The sequence below is a fragment of the Actinoplanes campanulatus genome (assembly GCF_014647795.1).
Classification (GTDB): Bacteria; Actinomycetota; Actinomycetes; order Mycobacteriales; family Micromonosporaceae; genus Actinoplanes; species Actinoplanes campanulatus.
The window spans coordinates 299054-318088 of sequence record NZ_BMPW01000003.1; the positions used below are offsets into that span (position 1 = coordinate 299054).

Sequence of the window (19035 nt, forward strand, 5' to 3'; positions counted from 1 at the left end):
TACCGTGAACATCTCTGGAGGATCTCCTGGGGAGGGTGAATGCCACTCGCGCACCACTACGCCACCGTCGTCACCTGGACCGGCAACCGGGGCACCGGCACCAGCGGCTACCGGGACTACGGCCGCGATCACGACGTCACCGCGGAGGGGCCGCCGCCGATCGCCGGCAGCTCGGACAGGACGTTCCGCGGGGACCCGGAGCGGTGGAACCCGGAGCAGCTTCTGCTGGCCGCGCTGTCCCAGTGCCACATGCTGTCCTACCTGCACGCCTGCGCCGACGCGGGGATCGTCGTCACCTCCTATGTGGACCGCGCCGCCGGTGAGATGACCACCCGCGCCGGGTCCGGGCGGTTCACCGAGGCGGTGCTGCGGCCCGAGGTGACCGTGGCGTCGCCGGAGATGGTGGAGACGGCGGTCAAGCTGCACGACGACGCGCACCACGCCTGCTTCATCGCGAACTCGGTGAACTTCCCGGTGCGCCACGAGGCGGTCGTGACGGCCGGCTGATCCCGATGTGCCGAACCCCGCCACCGGCGTGGGCCGGTGGCGGGGCCGAAGGTCAGCGCCCGAGGGTCAGGCGAGCTTCTTGGACTTCGTGATGGCGGCGGTGATGGCCTCGATCAGCGGGGCCGAGCCGGCCCACGAGTAGATCGGGACGGCCTGCCACGGGAAGACCTGGTTCGCCTTGACGGCGGGCAGCGCGGCCCAGCCCGGCTTGGACGCCAGGTCGTTGGGCTGCAGGGTGCCGGTACGCGCGTCGAGGAAGATGATGTCGGCGTGGTACTTGTCGGCGTTCTCCCAGCTCAGCGACTCGTAGTAGTCGGCGCCCTCGACCTCGGGCATGACCAGGTCGACGCCGAGCTCCTTGAAGTACATGAGGTCGGAGCTGACCGCGGCGCTGGACACGTAGAAGATGTCGGCGGCGCCGGAGCCGAACAGCACCTTGACCCCACCGGCGGCCTTGGCGGCGGCGCTCAGGTCGGCGGCGGCCTTCTCGAAGCGGGCCTTGGCCTCGGCCACCTTCGGCGCGTTCAGGTCGGCGCCCAGCGACTTGGCGAGCTCGGCGTACCGCTCGATCGGCTTGTTCAGCGGGACCCGGCCCACGGTGATGGTGGCGGCCGGGGCGAGCTTGAGGATCTGGTCCTTGCTGGCGTCCGGGATGTACCAGTACGCGCCCGGGTCGAACATGTGCGTGACCAGCAGGTCGGGCTGGAGGGCCGCGTACTTCTCGACGGAGAACTCGCCCCAGGCGTTGCCGATGATCTGGACCTTGTTGATGTCCAGGTCGCCGGCCTGCTCCTCGGCGGTGCCGTCGGCCTTCTTGGTCTCGCCGAAGACGCCGGCGATCTTGTCCTGGAGGCCCAGGTCGACAAGCGCGGCGGCGGTGCCCGTGAAGGCGACGATCTTGCCGGGGGTCTTGTCGGCCTTGTGCTCCTTGGGCTGGTCGTCGGAGAACGCCCAGGGGCCGGCGGCGGTGGCGTCCGGCGTCGACCCGGTCTCCTCCTTGCCACCGCAGGCGGCGAGCAGGGCGCCCGCACCGGCGGCGCCACCCGCGGCCAGCAGACCACGACGGGACAAAGAAAGCTGTGAGTACTTCATGTTCAAGTCTTTCTGGGGGGACGACCGGCCCTACGGCCGAGTGCGATGGTTAGGCTAACCTAACGGACCGAACGCGCGTCAACAGGATCCAGATCACCAGGGCGGGAGAACCACGCTGTCCACCATCGACACCCCCGTCGAGCAGGGGTTACGCGCCACGGAGCCGGCCCGCGCCGGGCGCCGCTCCGTCGTACGCCTGTTCGGTCTGCTCCTGGCTCTGGTGGCGCTCGCCGCGGTCCTGGTCCTCAGTGTCGGGTTCGGCGCCCGCTTCCTCTCCTCCGGCGAGGTGTGGGCCGGCCTGACCGACCCGGCGTCGGACTACTACCGGATCGTCCACGAGATGCGCCTGCCGCGTACCCTGCTCGGTCTGATGGTCGGCATGGCGCTCGGCCTGGCCGGCGCGATCATGCAGGCCCTGACCCGCAACCCGCTGGCCGACCCGGGCCTGCTCGGCATCAACGCGGGCGCGTCGGCGGCGGTGGCCAGCGCCGCGGTCTTCTTCGGCGTCGGCACCTTCTTCGGGTACGTGTGGTTCGCCCTCGCCGGCGCCGCGGTCGTCACCGCCCTGGTGTACGCGGTCGGCGGCGGGCGGTCGGCCACCCCGGCCCGACTCGCGCTGGCCGGGGCCGCACTCAACGCCACTTTGTACTCCTATGTCAGCGCCACCCTGCTCTCCGACACCCAGGCCATCGACAAGGTGAAGTTCTGGACCGCCGGCTCGCTGGCCAGCGCCGACTTCGAGACCGTCGAGCTGCTGCTGCCGTTCTTCCTGGCCGGGCTGCTGGCCGGGCTGCTGGTGGCCCGGCCGCTCAACGCGCTGTCGCTGGGCGACGACGCGGCCCGCGCGCTGGGCGCCAGGCCGGGGGTGATCCGGGTCGCGGTGATCGTCGCGGTCACCCTGCTGTGCGGCAGCGCGACCGCGGCGTGCGGCCCGATCGTCTTCGTAGGACTGCTCATCCCGCACCTGGTGCGGCCGGTCACCGGACCGGACCTGCGCTGGATGCTGCCCTACACCGCGGTGCTGGCGCCGGTGCTGCTGCTCGGCGCCGACGTGCTCGGCCGGATCCTGGGCAGCCCCGGTGAGCTCCAGGTCGGCACGGTCACCGCGGTCCTCGGCGGCCCCCTGTTCCTCTATCTCGTGCGAGCCGCCAAATGACGCTGACAGAAGTGCGCAGGAACCCGGTGGGCATCCGTCCCCGGGCCGTCGTCGTCGGGGTGACCGCCGTCGTCGCCACCCTCGTGGTCAGCGTGTTCAGCCTCGGCACCGGCGACTTCCCGATCGCTCCGGCCGACGTGGTGGCGACCCTGTTCGGCGCGGGCAACCCGGCACACGAGTTCATCATCAACGAGCTGCGGCTGCCCCGGCTGATCGTCGCGATCCTGGTCGGCGCGGCCCTGGCGGCCGGCGGCGCGGTCTTCCAGTCGCTGGTCCGCAACCCGCTGGGCAGCCCGGACATGCTGGGCGTCACCAACGGCGCGAGCACCGCGGCGCTGGTCGTGGTGATCCTCGGCGGGTCCGACCTCCAACTGTCGATCGCCGCGATCGCCGGCGGGATGACCGCCACGCTGCTGATCCAGCTGATCGCCGGCCGGGCGCTGCACGGCTTCCGGTTCATCCTGGTCGGGGTCGGCATGGCGGCGATCCTCACCGGCATCAGCGGTTACCTGCTGACCCGCGGCCAGCAGATGGAGAACGCCCGGGCGCTGCTGTGGCTCACCGGCAGCCTGGACGGCCGCTCGTGGACCCAGGCGGTGCCGCTGCTCGTGGTGCTCGGCGCGGTGCTGCCGTTGCTGGTGCTGGCCTGCGGCCCCGGCCTGCGGATCCTGGAGATGGGCGACGACGCGGCGTCGGCGCTAGGGGTGCCGGTCAGCCTGCTGCGCAACGGCGCGCTGCTGGCCGCCGCGCTGCTGGTGTCGTTCGGCGCGGCCGCCGCCGGGCCGGTCGCCTTCGTGGCGCTGATCGCCCCGCACCTGGCCAAGCGGCTCACCCGGGCGCCCGGGCCGAACCTGCTGCCGTCGATCGCGGTCGGGGCGCTGCTGCTCAGCGGCGCCGACTTCATCGCCCAGCACGCTCTCGACGACCGGGTCCTCCCGGTCGGGGTGATCACCGGCCTGGTCGGTGGCGCCTACCTGGTCTGGCTGCTCACCACCGAACGGCGAGCGGGACGGATCTGAGGCGGATATGACGAACACGGCAACAGGAGAGAAAATGACCCGTCTCAGCGGCACCGGGATGACACTGGCCTACGACAAGCGGGTCATCGCCGAGGACCTCAGCGTCGAGATCCCGGACGGCTCGTTCACGGTCATCATCGGGCCGAACGCGTGCGGCAAGTCGACCCTGCTGCGGGCGCTGTCCCGGCTGCTCAAGCCGGCCACCGGCACGGTGCTCCTCGACGGCAGGGACGTGCACTCGCAGCCCACCCGGACCGTCGCGAAGACACTCGGCCTGCTCCCCCAGTCGTCGACCGCCCCGGACGGCATCACCGTCGCCGAGCTGGTGGCCCGTGGCCGCTACCCCCACCAGAGCATCCTGCGCCGCTGGTCGGCCGAGGACGAGCGGGTGGTCGAGGAGTCGATGGAGTCCACCGGGGTGGCCGACCTGGCCGACCGCAACGTCGACGAGCTGTCCGGCGGCCAGCGGCAGCGGGTGTGGCTGGCCATGGCGCTGGCCCAGCAGACGCCGCTGCTGCTGCTCGACGAGCCCACCACCTATCTGGACATCGCGCACCAGATCGAGGTGCTCGACCTCTGCGCCGAGCTGCACGAGCGCCAGGGCCGGACGCTCGTCGCCGTCCTGCACGACCTCAACCACGCGGCCCGCTACGCCACCCACCTCATCGCCATGCGCTCCGGCAAGGTGGCCCGTTCCGGCCTGCCGGGCGAGGTGCTCACCGCCGAACTGGTCGAGGAGGTGTTCGGGCTGCCCTGCCGGGTGATCGACGACCCGGAGACCGGCACCCCGCTGGTCGTGCCCGCCGCCCGTCGCCGTACCGGAGATCTCTCAACCAACGCCCGCATCTGACGATCGGAGGGGGTAACACCTTCCCCCCTCCCCTCGCCGGAGCGTGAAACGATGTCCTCCGAAGCCGCACCCGAGCGTGCGAGCAGCAACGCCGTGGTCGGCTGGTTCTCCGACCTCCGCGTCCGCACGAAGATCCTGGCGGCGATGTCGCTGGTGACGATCTTCGTCACCGCCGCCTGTGTGCTGGCCGTCGCCCGGATGGGAGACATGGACAGCCGCCTCGACGAGGTGCGCTCCACCAACGTCACCAACCTGACCCTGCTCGGTGAGATCCGGGGCCACCAGGCGCTGATCAACCACTACGCGGCCGCCCGGATGGCGGTCGGCTCGGACCGGGCCGCGCAGGCCTCCATCGGCGAGCAGCAGGCCGCGGCGATCAAGGGTCTCGACGAGACGCTCGAGAGGTACCGGGCCCAGCCGAAGAGCGCGTCCGAGCAGAAGACGCTCGACGATTTCACCGGCTTCTGGGACGAGTACACCGGGGCGATGGCCGACATCGCGGCCGGCCGCGAGCCGACGATCGACTTCGACGCCGTCAACAACGGTATGGAGACCTCCGTCGCCAAGCTCGCCGCCGAGACCGCCGCCAGCGCGGACGCCGCGGTGGCCGACGCGCACGACAGCTTCGAGTCGGCCCGGCGCCAGGTGCTGATCGTGCTCGGCGTGGGCCTGCTGCTGAGCATCGCGCTGTCCGTGCTGGCCGCGCGGTCGATCACCCGCCGTCTCGCCCCGGTGGCCGAGGCGATGGAGGCGATGGCGGCCGGTGACCTCACCCGCGAGGTCCCGGTCGAGGGCAGCGACGAGATCGGCATGATGGCCCGCTCGGTGAAGAAGGCGACCCTCTCGGTCCGGGAGACCGTGAGCGCCATGGCCGACAGCGCCCAGCTGCTGGCCCAGAGCACCAGGGAGCTGTCCCGGGTCAACGACCAGACGGTCGCCGGTTCGGAGGCGGTGTCGGCGGGCGCCGGCTCGGCCACCAACTCGGCCGACGAGGTGTCGTACAACCTGCAGACGGTCGCGACCGGCGCCGACGAGATGTCCCACGCCATCCAGGAGATCTCGCAGAGCGCGGTGGCCAGCGCGGGCGTCACGCTCGAGGCGGTGGCGGTGGTCGCCGAGACCACCGAGACGGTCAGCAAGCTGGGCGCCAGCTCGCAGGAGATCGGCGACGTGGTGAAGACGATCACCGCGATCGCGGAGCAGACCAACCTGCTGGCCCTGAACGCGACCATCGAGGCCGCCCGTGCCGGCGAGTCCGGCAAGGGGTTCGCCGTGGTGGCCAGCGAGGTCAAGGACCTGGCCCAGGAGACCGCTAAGGCGACCGAGACCATCTCCGGGCGGGTGCAGGCCATCCAGGCCGACACCGAGAGCGCGGTCGCGGCGATCGTCCGGATCGGCGCGGTCATCGAGCGGATCAACCAGTTCCAGACGACGATCGCGTCGGCCGTCGAGGAGCAGACCGCGACGACCACCGAGATGAACCGCAACGTGGCGACCGCCGCGGCCGGCGCCAAGGAGATCGCCGGCAACATCGGGCAGGTCTCCAGCGCCGCCGAGCAGTCCAAGATGGCCGTCGCGGCGGGTCAGCAGGCGGCTTCCGAGCTGGCCTCGCTCGCCGACGACCTGCACCGGCTGGTCGGCCGGTTCGCCTTCAAGTAAAGATCAAGAGCAGGATGTCGTAGCGGGGCGGTGGGTACAGACCGTCGCTCCCGCCGAGGGAAGGGCCGGGGCCCAGCTCACGCTGGCCCTGGCCCTTCTACCTGCGTGCGTGGTCGCGCCGAAAGCCATTCGGGCGCGACCACTTCGTTTTCAGGCGACGGCCGGGACCGCTACGCCCAGCTTTTCGGCGGATACCTGGAGCTCGCTCCAGACCTTGGCGGCGACCGGCACACCGTCGGCGGCCCGCTTCACGGCGACCGAGGCGCTGCCCTCGCCCGGATAGCGGATCTCGGCGCCCTCCCCGGCCGGGGTGAGGCCCTTGAGGGTGTCCAGCGTGGACGCCACCGCCGGGCCGAACGCGTCGCCGTCGCCGAAGGCGGCCGGGTCGAGCGCCAGGATCAGCGCGTTCTGCCGGTGCACCCGGCCCTGCGGGTCGTCACCGTGGAACGAGCTGAGGATCGGCGCACCCACCAGCACGCTGGTGAGCAGCTCGAACACCAGCGACATGCCGGCGCCCTTGACCCCGCCGAGCGGCAGCGGCATCTTCGCGAGGTTCGGGTCGGTGGTCGGGGTGCCGTCGGCGGTGGCGGCGGTGCCCGGCGGCAGTTCCTTCCCGGCGTTGCGGAACTGGGCGATCTTGCCGAGCGCGATGCCGGCGGTCGCCATGTCCAGCAGGGCCGGGGCGTGGCCGGGCGCGGGGACCGCGATGGAGAGCGGGCTGGTCGCCACGGCCGCGCCCCGCACCCCCGGGTAGGCCATGTTCGGCATGCCGGCCACGAAGGCGATGCCGACCAGTCCGGCCTCGGCGATCCGGGACGTGTAGTAGCCGATCGCTCCGGTGTGGACGGTACGGCGTACGCCGATCGCCCCGATGCCGTTGATCTCGGCCTTCTCCACCGCGAGATCGGCGGCCGCGGTCAGCGCCACCGGGCCCGGCGCCCGGTCCGCGTCGAGCACGGCGACCGCCGGGCTGGTCGAGCCGACCGACAGCGACGGGTCGCGGTTGGCCTCGCCGGAGTCGAGCAGCTCCAGGTAGCGGGGCACCCGGGAGGCGCCGTGCGAGTCGACGCCGCGCAGGCTGGCCCAGGTGAGGACGGCCGAGATGGTGGCCGCGTTCTCCGGGCTGACGCCCGCGGCGGTGAGCAGCGCGGTGGTGAAGGTGCCCAGCTCGTCGGCGGGGACCAGGACCTTGGCAGGAGGCATTCGGGGTAACTCCTAGCGGCTGACACGGACGTTGACGATCGCGGTGGTGCCGCCGCGTACGGCCTTGAGCGCCCGGTCCAGCGCCGGCGCCAGTTCGTCGGCGCGCTCGACGGTCTCCGCGTGCATGGCGAAGGGATCGGCGAGGGCGGCGAGATCCGGCTGGTCGCTGAGGTCGTTGCCGAGGAACTCCCCGGTGTCGACGGCGGCGCCCCGCGGGTAGAAGCGCAGGTGGTTCATCTTCATCGACCGGTACTCGTGGTTGTTGAAGACCACGATCAGCAGCGGCAGCCCGTTGGCGCGGGCGGCCTGCAACGACTGGACGATCGGGTTGTAGAGGAACGCCCCGTCGCCGATGGTGAGCACCACCGGCCGGTCCGGCGTGGCCAGCTTCACCCCGAGCGCCACGGCGATGCCCTGCCCGAGCCCGCCCTGCACGTAGAAGTACGAGTCGGGGGTGGCGCGCCGCAGGTGCCGCTGGACGATCCGGCTGTGCGTGATGGTCTCGTCGACGACGACCGAGTCCTCGCCGATCACCTCGCGCAACGTCGCCACGACCTGGACCGGGTCGAGCGTGCCGGCCGCCTTCCACTCCGCCGTCGTGACCGCCGCGCTCTCCATCGACCGGAACGTGGAACCGCTGACCAGCCCCTGCTCCCGGGCCCGGACGGCCAGCTCCCGCAGGGTGGCGGTGACCCCGCCCTCCAGGTAGAAGTCGGCGTTGAGCACCTGGTAGACGACGTGCGGCCGCTGCGGCACCTCGTCGATGACCACGATCTTCGCCCGCGCCGGCCGCCGCGACGGCGGGTAGAACGGGGCCCGGCAGTTGAGCAGCACGATCACGTCGGCGGTGTCGACGAACGGCTCGATCTCGCCGCCGGCGTGCAGTTCGTGGTCGCGCGGGAAGTTGGCGCAGACCGCCGAGCCGGGTTCGACCACCGGGATGGCCATCGCCTCGGCGAACGCGACGAGGGCCGCCATGCCGCCCGCCTCGCGCCCGGTCGTCTCCGTGATGATCACCGGGTTCGACGCGCCGGCGAGCAGCTCCAGGACGGCCTGCATGTCCTCGGCGGCGCTGACCGTCGTACCGTGCGCGGCGACCGGCTTGGGGTCGGGCCCGTCCCACGGGTCGAGCAGCACCTCGAGCGGGATGTTCAGGTAGACCGGGCCGGCCGGGGCGCGGGCCGCCATCTCGGCACTGCGGGTGATCATGGTGGTCAGCGTGTGCACGCTGGCCGCCTGGTTGGACCACTTGGTGAACGGCGCCGCCATCACGTGCGGGCCACCGACCACGGAGAGGTTGCGGTACCACTGGCCGCCCGGGTCGGGGCCGGGCCCGTCGCCGTAGGTGATCGACTCCGAGGAGGTCACCACCATCGGCACGCCGGCCAGCAGCGCGCCGTGCACGGCCATCGAGCCCTGGAGCAGGCCCGGTCCGGCGTGCAGGAGCACGCCCTGCGCGCGGCGGGTGACCAGGCCGTACCCGGTGGCCATGCCGACCGCGACGGTCTCGTGCGTCAGATCCAGGTAGCGGGGGCAGGGCAGCCCGTCGCGGTGCCGGCGGGCCAGCGACTCCCACACCGGGGCCCACTCGGACCCCGGTGAGGAGAAGATGTAGTCCGCCCCGACCGCGTTGAACGCGCTGACGACCGCGTCGCCGCCATCGGTTCGATGCGTCATTTCGAGATCGGCCAATCGAGGACCTCGCAGATGCCGCGACCCATGATGTATTCCAGCTCCTCCGGCGTGAAGTCGAAGTGCTTGGTGAACTGCTCGATGGTCTCCACGTAGCTGAGGCCGTGGCCCAGCAGACGGGTGATGTCGGTGCCCCAGAAGCAGCGCCGCGGGCCCATCTTGTCGACCATCTCACGCACGTACTTCTCGATGTTGAGGTTCGGGAACGGCCTCGTCGAGTAACCCGGCAGGGCCGAGACCTTCACGTAGATGTTCGGGTGCTCGTGCAGGTCGGCGGTCTCCTGCACCCAGTAGCCGATGGCGTCGTCCACGCAGCGGGCCATGATGCCCATGTGGTCGATGATGATCTTCAGGCCCGGGTGCCGCGCGGCGATCCGGCCCAGCTCGGCCTTCCAGATCGGGGCGTGCACCATGGTCGGGATGTTCAGTTCCTCGGCCAGCGGCCAGTACCAGTCGTTGGTGCCGTCGATCATCCAGTTCCGGTCGATCGGCCGGTGGAACGTCAGCCGGGTGCCCTTCACGTACGGGTTCTGCGCGAAGTCCCGCAGCATGGCCGCGCCCTCGAGAGGCTTGTTCTGCGGAATGCGGGCCATGATGCCGAAGCGGTCCGGGTGGGCCTCGCACGCTTCCAGGGCGTAGTCGATGCGGTCACCCTCCCACGACGGCGGCAGGATCAGCGCCCGGTTGACGCCCGCCTCGTCCATCAGCGCGAGGCACTCCTCGTAGCTGAACGGGTCCTCCCGGTGGCCGTTGAGCCGGATACGCTCGCGAGCTCCCGGCACCCAGGGGCGATCCGGGGTCTCTTCCTTCCAGATGTGCACCTGGGAGTCGACGACGAACATAGGTGTTTCCTTTCGTTCCGGCTGATGCGTAGCCAGCGGGGATGTCCATGAAGCTATTGAGGTTTTCCGCCGCTGCGGAGTCCCTGCCGCGCAATCGGTTGTTGCACGCGAGGAGTGCTTGCGGCTGGTTGTCAGTGCTGTCCCAGCGCCGCTGGGACAGCACTGACGGCCGGCCGGGATGTCACGTGCCGAAGACGCCGTCGACCACGTGCGCGGCGATCGCCAGCGACGACGTCGCCGCGGGTGACGGTGCGTTTCGTACGGCCGTGACGGGCCCCATCCGGTGGATGCGGAAGTCGTCGACGAGGCCGCCGTCGCGGTCCAGCGCCTGGGCGCGTACTCCGGCGCCGGCCCGCACCACGTCGGCCGCCCCGATCTCCGGGACGTAGCGCATGGCCTCGGCCATGTACCGCTTCCTGGACAGCGACCCGCGCACCTCCTTGATCCCGGTACGCCAGTGCTGCCGCGCCATGTGCCAGGTGCCCGGCCAGGCCGCGATGCCGGCCAGGTCGGGGATCGAGAGGCTGGTGCGCCGGTAGCCCTCCCGGGCGGTCGCCAGGACCGCGTTCGGGCCGACCTCGACGACCCCGGTCACCCGCCGGGTGAAGTGCACGCCGAGGAACGGGTACCGCGGGTCCGGAACCGGGTAGATCATGCCGCGGACCAGGTCCGCCTTCTCCTCGCGGACCCGCATGTACTCACCGCGGAACGGGATGATCCGCGGTTCGGCGGCGTCGCCGGCCAGCCGGGACACCCGGTCGGTGTGGATGCCGGCGCAGACGATCACCTGGTCGACGGCGACGTCCCGGTCGCCCGCGACGATCCGGATCCGGCCGGGCTCCCGGTGGATCGCGGTCACCGCGAAGCCGAGGACGACCTCGCCGCCGGCCGCCGCGATGTCCTCGGCGAACGCCTTCGCGACGCCGGAGAAGTCGGTGATCGCCGTCTCCGGTGAATGCAGCGCGGCCAGGCCGGCGGCATGCGGCTCGATCTCGCGGATCCCGGCCGGATCGACCCTCCGCAGACCGGGTACGCCGTTCTCCCGCGCCCGTCTCTCCAGATCGTCCAGCCGCCCCAGCTCGTCCTCGCGGACCGCCACGACCAGCTTGCCGCACTCGTCGTACGCGATCTGCCGGTCCGCGCAGTACTCCCGCAGCAGCAGCCGCCCGCGGGTGCACAGCTCCGCTTTCAGGCTGCCCGGCGTGTAGTAGATGCCGGCGTGCACCACCCCGGAGTTGTGGCCGGTCTGGTGCCGGGCCACCTCGTCCTCCTTGTCGACGACCACGACGCGGGTGCCCGGCCGGCGCAGCGCGATCTCCCGGCCGATCGCCAGCCCGACGATGCCGGCCCCGATGATTCCGATGGTCTCGTCCGCCATGTGTGCGGCCTCTCTGGTACGGCCACTTCAGATTCCGAAGTGGATGGCGAAGGTCTTGACCCTGGTATAGAACCGCAGCGCCTCCACGCCCTGCTCCTTGAAGGGCGATCCGGAGTCACGGAACCCGCCGAACGGCATGTGCACGTCCCATCCGGACGTGGTGGTGTTCACGGCGATCTGTCCACAGTCGGCCTCGGCCAGGAACCGGTGCGCGGCGGCGAGGCTGTCGGTGAAGACGGCGGCGGCCAGCCCGTACCGGGTGTCGTTGACCGCGGCGATCGCCTCGTCCAGGCCGTCGACGGTGCGGACCACCAGGACCGGGCCGAAGACCTCGTCGCGCCACACGTCCATGTCCGGGGTGACGCCGGTCAGGATCGCCGGGGTCACGTAGCAGCCGGTCCCGGGCAGTTCCTCGCCGCCCGACTCGACGTGGGCGCCCTGCTCGACCGCGGTGGCGATGTCCCGCAGCACGCTGTCCCGGTGCGACGGGCTGACCAGCGGGCCCACGTCGGTGCCGTCCGCCCTGCCCGGGCCGACCCGAAGCGCCGCGACCTTCTCCCGCAGCAGCACCATGAACTCGTCGAACACGGCCCGGTCGACCAGGAGCCGGCTGGTCGCCGTGCAGCGCTGCCCGGCCTGGCCGAACGACGCCGCGACGACCGCGGCAGCCGCCTTCGCAAGGTTCGCGCCGGCCAGCACCACGGACGCGTTCTTGCCGCCCAGCTCGGACTGGAACCGGACGCCGCGGGCCGCGAGCCGGACCCGCAGCGCCTCGCCGACGTCGTTGCCGCCGGTGAAGGTGACCGCGGCGATCCGCGGGTCGTCGAGCAGCGCGCCGGAGATCTCCGAGGTGCGGCCGGTGACCACACTGAGCACACCGGCCGGCAGGCCCGCGTCGTCCAGGGCCCGGGCCAGGTGCAGCGCCGAGGTGGGCGTCTCGCCGGCCGGCTTGAGCACCACGGCGTTGCCGGCGGCCAGGGCGGGCGCCAGCTTGCGGGCCGGGGTGATCAGCGGGTCGTTCCACGGCGTGATCGCCAGGACCACGCCGAGCGGCTCGCGCTGGAAGCCGGTACGGGTGTCCGGCCGCGCGTCGTGGATGAGGGAGCCGTAGTCCTGCCGTCCGACTGCCGCGTAGTACTCGAAGAAGTCGGCGGCCTTCTCCGCCTCGATCCGGGCCTCGGCGAGGGTCTTGCCGTTCTCGGTGACGATGGCGTCGGCGATCTCGGCGTTGCGGACCCGCAGCAGCACCGCGGCTTTCGCGAGGATCCTGGACCGCTGAAGCGCGGACATCGCCCGCCAGACGGCGAAACCGGCCCGCGCCGCGCCGTAGATCTCGGTGACCAGCTCGGCGGTGAGCGCCGGAACCCGGACGAAGGGCTCCCGGACGTCGGCCGGGTCGTACACGTCGACCCAGCTCTCGGCGCCCACCCAGCGTCCGCCGGCCAGGGTCTCCACGGTGCGAACGGACATCACTGCTCCTCAAGAGATCGCTTCGGTATCGCGAATGGTAGGAAGCCCGGAATGCGCCGACCATGCGCTGCGGAGGAAGCATTGGTTGCGCCTGGCGCACCCATTTCCCTGGTGGAATTCGGGCCGGAGAATCGCCTGTGAAGCAAGGGAGAAATCGTGGCCTACGCCGTCATCGCCCACTACCGGTGCGCTCCGGAGGACGTGGCCGTCGTCCGGGAGTCGCTGCTGACGATGCGCGAGCACACCCCGGCCGAGCCCGCGAACCTGGAATACGTGGTGCACACCGACGCCGAGGACCCGAACGCGTTCCTGCTGTACGAGGTCTACACCGACCGGGCCGGGTTCGGCGCGCACGCGGCGAGCGCCCACTTCGCCGAGCACATCATCGGCGTGATCCGCCCCCGCCTGCTGGACCGCCGGGTCACCTTCGCCGAAGTGTTGTGAACGACCGAGGGGCCGGCGCGCGGCCGGCCCCTCGACAGGACCTCAGAGTTCGTTGCCCCAGCACATGCGGGCGAACGTCTCGACGTGGATCAGCTTGCGCCACTGGTCCTCGACGCCGATCAGCGGCTGACCCGCGACATCGGCGAACCCGGCGCTCGGGCTGATCGCCACGTCCTCGATGTCGCGGATCGAGGCGACCACGTCCATCCGGTCCATCACCGTATCGACGTCCTCCAGCTCCGGCACCCGCGGGTCGACGATGCCGAGGCAGACGTCCCGCTCGGCGGGGACGGCCCGCAGCAGCTCGGTCTCGGCCGGGGAGCCGGTGTCGTACGGCAGGACCCACCGGTCCACCGGCACCGCCGCGAACAGGCGCTCGGCGGCCGCCGTGTCCAGACCGTCGCCGACCCGGGTGAGCGGGCACAGGCCGATCCGCACGTTGAACGGCTTGTCCGCCACCGCCACGGCGAGGGCGTCCACGGCGACGGCGTCGTCGAAGCCGAGCACATCGCCGTGGTAGAGGCCCTGCCCGTACCCGTGATTGTCGATCTGAATGAGCCGAACGCCGCGCGAGATGACCGCCTCGATCTCCGCACGCAGCAGGAGAGCGAGGGCTTCGCCCAGCTCGCGGGCGCTGGCCCAGGGACCGCCGGGCCGGAAGGTCCGCGCCGCGATCCAGGCCGGCGAGGGCAGCGTCGCCTTCGCCGGGATCTGGGTCTGCACGGCGATCGCGGCCGTGTCGTCGGCGACCAGCGACCGTTCGGCCGTCAGCTTCCCGTCCTCGAAACCGTGCACCGCGTCGAGCACCGCGCCGGCCGCCTCGGCACGCCGGAAGTGGCCGTCGGTGACCACGGTGAGGCTGAGTCTGCGCTGCTTACGGACCGCCTCGGCGATGGCCGCGTCCTCGACGGCCCGCAGGTCCGGGTCGCTCGCGGCGCGGGCGGCGAGCACCTCGGGCGGCCGGACCAGGCTGCCGTGGTGGTCGATGCGGAACTTGAAGGTGTCAGCCACGCTTCTTCCCCCAAGCCGCGAAGACCAGCTCGTAGCCGAGCTCGGTCAGGACCTCTTCACAGACCTGCTGGTCCTCGGCGGGGGTGCCGCCGGAGACGCCCAGGCCGCCGAGGATCTCGCCGTCCCGCTTGATCGTGACGCCGCCCTCGGTGGCCACGATCGGGTGCGCCGCCATGGTCGAGAGCTGGGCGAAGAAGCCCGGGTTGCTCTGCGCCCAGTCGTAGAGCATGTTCGTCGGGCGCTCCATGATCGCCGCGCTGTATGCCTTGGCGATCGCGATGCTCGGGGTCAGCGCGCGGGCGCCGTCCGAGCGCTTCACCGAGATGAGATGCCCGCCGGCGTCGACGACCGCGACACTGAGCGCCTTGCCCAGGTGCTCGCCGCGCTTCAGGGTGCCGGCCAGGATCTCCTCGGCCTGTGCGAGGGTGAGTTTCACAGCGACCCCCGAATCGAGGCGACGGCCTCGTTGTAGAGGTCGGGCGACTCCCAATACATCGAGTGCGGGGCGCCCGGGACGACCGACAGGTGCGAGCCCTTGACCAGCTCGTGGGCGCGGCGCACGGTGGCGACGCTGAGCACCGCGTCGGCCTCGCCGGCCAGGAACGTCAGGGCGATCCCGGACGCGACGATGTCGTCGATCGTCGGGCCATCCACGGCGAGATTACGCAGGTCGGCCATCTTGGCCACGTTGAACGTGCCCATCTGCTGGAAGAGGAACGTCTTGGCGGGCTCCTCCTCCTGGAAGCGCTTGGAGAGCAGCCGATCGAGCACCGGCAGCTTGACCGCCTCGGCCCGGTCCGCGTCGACCAGCGCGGTCAACTCCGGGTGGGACAGACCACCGAGGGAGTGCCCGAGCGCGACTCCACGAACCCGGTCCGGTCTTTTCAACCCCGCTTTCAGGGCGGCGACCGCGCCGATCGACTGGCCGACCAGCAGGACGTCGCGCAGATCCTCGGATTCCAGCACGGCGATCAGGTCGCCGGGGAAGTCCTGGCCGTCGAACTCGGGCATCGACGAGTCGGATCTGCCGAAGCCGCGCAGGTCGACGGTGACGACCGTGAACCTGTCGCGGAGCGCGGCGACCTGCTGCCACCAGGCGGCGTGGTGCCCGCCGGAGCCGTGCACGAAGAGGATCGCCGGGCCCTCGCCGTGCCGCTCGTAGTAGATGTTCGCGCCGTCGGGGGCGGTGGCGAGGGGCATCAGGCGGGCCGCTTTCCGTGGTAGACGATCTCGATCATGGTGTGGTCCGGGTCGTGGATGTAGCAGAACTTCGACTGGTTCTCCGGGCGCTCGATCGGCCGGGTGTGCCGGATGCCCAGGTCGGTGAGGTGCTTGAGGAAGCCGTCCCAGTCCTCCACCTCGATGGCGAAGTGGTAGGGCGCCATCCGGTCCATCTCCTCGACCGGGGTGAAGTGCAGGTCGAAGTTGCCGCGGGTCATCAGCACGACCCTGGTGTTGCTCTTCGGCGTGATCGCCTTGAGCCCGAAGACCTTGGCGTACCACTCCTTGGTGCGCTCCGGATCCGTGGTCGGGAAGTTCACATGGTGGATGTACTTCGGGGCGTTACTCATGGGGGTGCCTTTCTGCCTGTACGGGATTCGACAGCACACCGATGCCGGTGATCTCGATGTCCACGGTGGATCCGGGTTCCAGCTGGACGGTGCTGTCGGCGCCCATCCAGAGCACGTCGCCGGGGTGCATGGTGATGTACTTCGTGGTCTCGACGATGTAGTCGTAGGGGTCGAAAACCATGGCGCCGGTCGCGAACCTCGCCCTGACCTGCCCGTCGACGCGGACCGTGGTGGTCTGGGCCAGCGGGTCGACGTCGGTCTCGATCCACGGGCCCATCGGTTTGAAGGTGTCGCTGTTCTTGCTGCGCCAGAAGGTGCGGTCGGCGTTCTGCCACTCGCGGGCGCTGACGTCGTTGCCGATGGTCCAGCCGAAGATCGACTCCTGCGCCTCGGCCCGGGTCGCGTTGCGCAGCGTGCGCCCGATGACGGCCACCACCTCGCCCTCGGCCTCGAACCGCCCGGTCACCCCTGCGGGCCGCATGATCGGCGAGTTATGGCCGGTCAGCGCGTTGTTGGCCCGGTAGCCGACCTCCGGGCGCTCCGGGAGCTTCGCCACCGCGTACCCCATGGCTTTGGCATGGTCGATGTGGTCGCGATAGTTGAGGCCGACCGCGTAGAAGACGCCCGGGATGACCGGCGGCAGAAGATCAAGACCTTCGAGGGGTACGCGGTCAGCAGTCCGTTTCGACCGGCCGTGCAGAGGTGAGCCGTCGAGGACGTGGGCGATCCCGTCGGCGATCTCGGCGAAGACCGGCCGCCCGCCGAGGCTGATCCGTGCGTACCGCATCAGTCGACCAGCAGGTGCGAGACGCGCTTGGTGATCAGGTACGCCTCGACGCCCTCCGGGCCGCCCTCGCGCCCGTACCCGGACTGCTTCACCCCGCCGGACGGCGCCTCGTGCACCGACCCGCCACAGTGGTTGATCGACAGGATGCCCGCCTCGAAGCCGGTGGCCAGCCTCTCCGCCGTCTTCGAGGAGCGGGTGAAACCGTAGGCGGCCAGGCCGTACGGGAGCGAGTTGGCGATCCGCAGCGCCTCGTCCAGGTCGCTGAACGCCACGATCGGGGCGATCGGGCCGAACGGCTCCTCCCGCATGATCCGCGCGTCCCCGGGGACGTCGACCAGAACCGTGGGCGGGAAGAAATAGCCCGGCCGGTCCAGCCGCTCGCCGCCGGCCTTGATGACGGCGCCCCGGCTGACCGCGTCGGCGACCAGCTCCTCCATCGCCTTGAGCCGGCGCTCGTTGGCGAGTGGGCCCATCGTGACGCCCTCGTGCAGGCCGTCGCCGACCACGACCCGCCCGGCCGCCGCGGTGAACTCGGCGACGAACGTGCTGTACAGGGACTCGTGCACCAGGAACCGGCTCGGCGACGTGCACACCTGGCCGGCGTTGACGAACTTCGCGAAGGCGGCCTTCCGGGCGGCCTGCACCGGGTCGGCGTCGGCGGCCACGATGACCGGGGCGTGCCCGCCGAGTTCCATCAGCGACGGCTTCATCTCGGCGCCGGCCTGCGCGGCGAGCAGCTTGCCGACCGGGATCGAGCCGGTGAACGCGACCAGCCGGATGTCCGGGGAGGCGATCAGGTGCTTCGACACCTCGGCCGGCTCGCCGAAGACCAGGTTGAGCGCGCCGGCCGGCAGCCCGGCCTCGGCGAAGCACCGGACGATCTCAGAAGCCGTGCCCGGGGTCTCCTCGGAGGCCTTGATGACGATCGAGCAGCCGGCCGACAGGGCGCCGGCCATCTTGCGCATCGGCGACCCGGCCGGGAAGTTCCACGGGGTGAACGCGGCGACCGGGCCGACCGGCTCGTGCCGCACCGACAGGACGGTGTCGCCGGCCGACGGGATGATCCGCCCGTACGCCCGGCGGGCGTCCTCGGCGTCCCAGCGCAGCGCGCCGGCCACCCGCAGCACCTCGTTGCGGGCCTCGGCGCGTGGCTTGCCCTGTTCCAGGGTCATGATCTCGGCGACCCGGTCGGCCCGTCCGGCGAGCAGGTCGGCGGCCCTCAGCAGGATCCGGGTGCGGTCGGCGACCGGGGTGTCCCGCCAGACCTTTCCACCCCGGACGGCGGCCGCGATCGCCCGGTCCAGATCGTCCACGCCGGCGAGGGGCAGGTGGGCGAGGGTCTCCTCGGTGGCCGGGTTGATCACCGGGACGGTGACGCGGTCGGCGATCCACTCGCCGTCGATGTACAGCGACAGGTCTGGGTAGGTCATCACTCGCCTCGATCCCGGTTGGTGCGGAGGGTCCAGATGTGGTGCGGCGGGGTGGTCTCGTGCACCCGGGTGCCGTAGGAGTCGTCGATCCGGTCCATGTCCGCGGCCAGCTCGACCCGGCCGCCGCAGGGGGCGTGCACGAACCGGAAGACGTTCGACCCGACGGTGTGCCGGCCCAGTTTGCGGGCCTCCTGCCAGCCACGTTCGATCATGTGGTTGCCGCCCTCGATGACGTCGTCGAAGCCGTTCACCTCGTACGAGACGTGGTTGACCCCGGCTTTGTCCGGGCGGTGGCAGAGCAGGAAGTTGTGCTGGTCGGCGTCGCCCTCGACCCGCATGAACACGCCCATCGGCTTGACCACGTCGGTCGGGATGAACTCGAGCGGGCCGGTGTAGAACGCCACCGCCTCCTCGCGGCCCTCCTTGGGGATGTTCAGCGCGACGTGGCACATCCGGATCGGCCGGACCCGGCCGACCGGTCCCAGTGCTTCGTTGACGCGGTTCACGTACCCCGACTTGTTGGCCGCTCGCGGCGCCTCGTGCTCGCCTTCATAGGAGTGGGCGAGGGTGAGGCCGACGCCGAAGCCGGTCCGGTCGACGGTGTGCCGGATGCCGTCCGGGGTCTCCCGGTCCGCCCCGGCCCGTTTCGCCAGCCGGTCCAGCTCGGCGGGGGTGTCGACGCCCCAGACGATCTCGCGGAGGGTGGGCCCGTCCTCGACCGGCGGCGGCAGATCCGGGCGCTCGGTCGTGTCCAGGATCAGGGTCTGCTTGATGCGGGTCCTGAAGACCGCGCGCGTCTCGTCACGCGACACCGGGGTGAGCCCGAAATCCGTGAAGAAACGAACGTTCGTGTCGAGATCGTCGACGGTGTATGTCACCGACTCGATGCGCTGGATTCCCACCGCCGCCTGCCTTTCTGGGGTG

19 protein-coding genes are annotated in these 19035 nt (G+C 71.1%); 6 read left to right on the forward strand and 13 right to left on the reverse strand.

What is annotated here, in order from left to right; genetic code table 11:
* Window positions 1–39 precede the first annotated feature (39 nt).
* Window positions 40–507: an OsmC family protein gene (locus tag IEZ13_RS08200; protein ID WP_183219125.1), complete on the forward strand. Its 468-nt coding sequence runs from the start codon at window positions 40–42 to the stop codon at window positions 505–507.
* 66 nt (window positions 508–573) lie between these two features.
* On the opposite strand, the gene IEZ13_RS08205 is transcribed toward IEZ13_RS08200, so the two are convergent.
* A complete protein-coding gene (locus tag IEZ13_RS08205) occupies window positions 574–1599 on the reverse strand; it encodes an ABC transporter substrate-binding protein (protein ID WP_183219126.1) in 1026 nt (341 codons plus the stop codon).
* 217 nt (window positions 1600–1816) lie between these two features.
* Here IEZ13_RS08205 and IEZ13_RS08210 point away from each other — a divergent pair, with 217 nt between their 5' ends.
* From IEZ13_RS08210 to IEZ13_RS08225, 4 genes are read left to right on the forward strand one after another with little or no spacing between them, the layout of a single operon-like run.
* Entirely contained in the window at window positions 1817–2755 is a 939-nt protein-coding gene (locus IEZ13_RS08210) for a FecCD family ABC transporter permease (RefSeq protein ID WP_203833732.1), read from the forward strand.
* Complete coding sequence (locus tag IEZ13_RS08215; RefSeq protein ID WP_183219127.1) at window positions 2752–3774, forward strand: FecCD family ABC transporter permease; 1023 nt, start codon at window positions 2752–2754, stop codon at window positions 3772–3774. The genes IEZ13_RS08210 and IEZ13_RS08215 overlap by 4 nt, the downstream gene beginning before the upstream one ends.
* Before the next feature lie 7 nt (window positions 3775–3781).
* Entirely contained in the window at window positions 3782–4624 is an 843-nt protein-coding gene (locus tag IEZ13_RS08220) for an ABC transporter ATP-binding protein (protein ID WP_372441850.1), read from the forward strand.
* A 51-nt stretch (window positions 4625–4675) separates the two neighbouring features.
* Window positions 4676–6283, forward strand: coding sequence for a methyl-accepting chemotaxis protein (locus tag IEZ13_RS08225; protein WP_183219129.1), 1608 nt, complete (start codon window positions 4676–4678; stop codon window positions 6281–6283).
* Window positions 6284–6433: 150 nt separating this feature from the next.
* Here IEZ13_RS08225 and IEZ13_RS08230 read toward each other — a convergent pair whose 3' ends face one another.
* From IEZ13_RS08230 to IEZ13_RS08250, 5 genes are all read right to left on the reverse strand, one after another.
* Entirely contained in the window at window positions 6434–7486 is a 1053-nt protein-coding gene (locus tag IEZ13_RS08230) for an Ldh family oxidoreductase (protein WP_183219130.1), read from the reverse strand.
* A 12-nt stretch (window positions 7487–7498) separates the two neighbouring features.
* On the reverse strand, window positions 7499–9163 hold the full coding sequence (locus tag IEZ13_RS08235) for a thiamine pyrophosphate-dependent enzyme (RefSeq protein ID WP_183219131.1): 1665 nt from the start codon (window positions 9161–9163) through the stop codon (window positions 7499–7501).
* Window positions 9160–10020 carry an amidohydrolase family protein gene (locus IEZ13_RS08240; protein WP_183219132.1) on the reverse strand — a complete coding sequence of 287 codons (861 nt, stop codon included), beginning with the start codon at window positions 10018–10020 and terminating at the stop codon, window positions 9160–9162. The genes IEZ13_RS08235 and IEZ13_RS08240 overlap by 4 nt, the downstream gene beginning before the upstream one ends.
* A 181-nt stretch (window positions 10021–10201) precedes the next feature.
* Window positions 10202–11398 carry an L-2-hydroxyglutarate oxidase gene (gene lhgO / locus IEZ13_RS08245; protein ID WP_183219133.1) on the reverse strand — a complete coding sequence of 399 codons (1197 nt, stop codon included), beginning with the start codon at window positions 11396–11398 and terminating at the stop codon, window positions 10202–10204.
* 27 nt (window positions 11399–11425) lie between these two features.
* Complete coding sequence (locus IEZ13_RS08250) at window positions 11426–12868, reverse strand: aldehyde dehydrogenase family protein (RefSeq protein WP_183219134.1); 1443 nt, start codon at window positions 12866–12868, stop codon at window positions 11426–11428.
* Between the two features lie 156 nt (window positions 12869–13024).
* On the opposite strand from IEZ13_RS08250, the gene IEZ13_RS08255 reads away from it, so the two are divergent.
* A complete protein-coding gene (locus IEZ13_RS08255) occupies window positions 13025–13312 on the forward strand; it encodes a putative quinol monooxygenase (RefSeq protein WP_183219135.1) in 288 nt (95 codons plus the stop codon).
* A gap of 42 nt (window positions 13313–13354) precedes the next feature.
* On the opposite strand, the gene IEZ13_RS08260 is transcribed toward IEZ13_RS08255, so the two are convergent.
* The 7 genes from IEZ13_RS08260 to IEZ13_RS08290 are packed head-to-tail and all read right to left on the reverse strand — an operon-like array spanning window position 13355 to window position 19013.
* Complete coding sequence (locus IEZ13_RS08260; protein WP_183219136.1) at window positions 13355–14323, reverse strand: uroporphyrinogen decarboxylase/cobalamine-independent methonine synthase family protein; 969 nt, start codon at window positions 14321–14323, stop codon at window positions 13355–13357.
* Window positions 14316–14759: a GlcG/HbpS family heme-binding protein gene (locus IEZ13_RS08265; protein WP_183219137.1), complete on the reverse strand. Its 444-nt coding sequence runs from the start codon at window positions 14757–14759 to the stop codon at window positions 14316–14318. Before IEZ13_RS08265 ends, IEZ13_RS08260 begins: the two co-directional genes overlap by 8 nt.
* On the reverse strand, window positions 14756–15523 hold the full coding sequence (locus tag IEZ13_RS08270; RefSeq protein WP_183219138.1) for an alpha/beta fold hydrolase: 768 nt from the start codon (window positions 15521–15523) through the stop codon (window positions 14756–14758). Before IEZ13_RS08270 ends, IEZ13_RS08265 begins: the two co-directional genes overlap by 4 nt.
* Window positions 15523–15894: a VOC family protein gene (locus IEZ13_RS08275; protein WP_183219139.1), complete on the reverse strand. Its 372-nt coding sequence runs from the start codon at window positions 15892–15894 to the stop codon at window positions 15523–15525. The genes IEZ13_RS08270 and IEZ13_RS08275 overlap by 1 nt, the downstream gene beginning before the upstream one ends.
* Window positions 15887–16681, reverse strand: coding sequence for a fumarylacetoacetate hydrolase family protein (locus tag IEZ13_RS08280; RefSeq protein ID WP_183219140.1), 795 nt, complete (start codon window positions 16679–16681; stop codon window positions 15887–15889). The genes IEZ13_RS08275 and IEZ13_RS08280 overlap by 8 nt, the downstream gene beginning before the upstream one ends.
* Window positions 16681–18111, reverse strand: coding sequence for an NAD-dependent succinate-semialdehyde dehydrogenase (locus IEZ13_RS08285; protein ID WP_183219141.1), 1431 nt, complete (start codon window positions 18109–18111; stop codon window positions 16681–16683). The genes IEZ13_RS08280 and IEZ13_RS08285 overlap by 1 nt, the downstream gene beginning before the upstream one ends.
* Complete coding sequence (locus tag IEZ13_RS08290) at window positions 18111–19013, reverse strand: VOC family protein (RefSeq protein ID WP_183219142.1); 903 nt, start codon at window positions 19011–19013, stop codon at window positions 18111–18113. Before IEZ13_RS08290 ends, IEZ13_RS08285 begins: the two co-directional genes overlap by 1 nt.
* Between the last annotated feature and the right edge of the window lie 22 nt (window positions 19014–19035).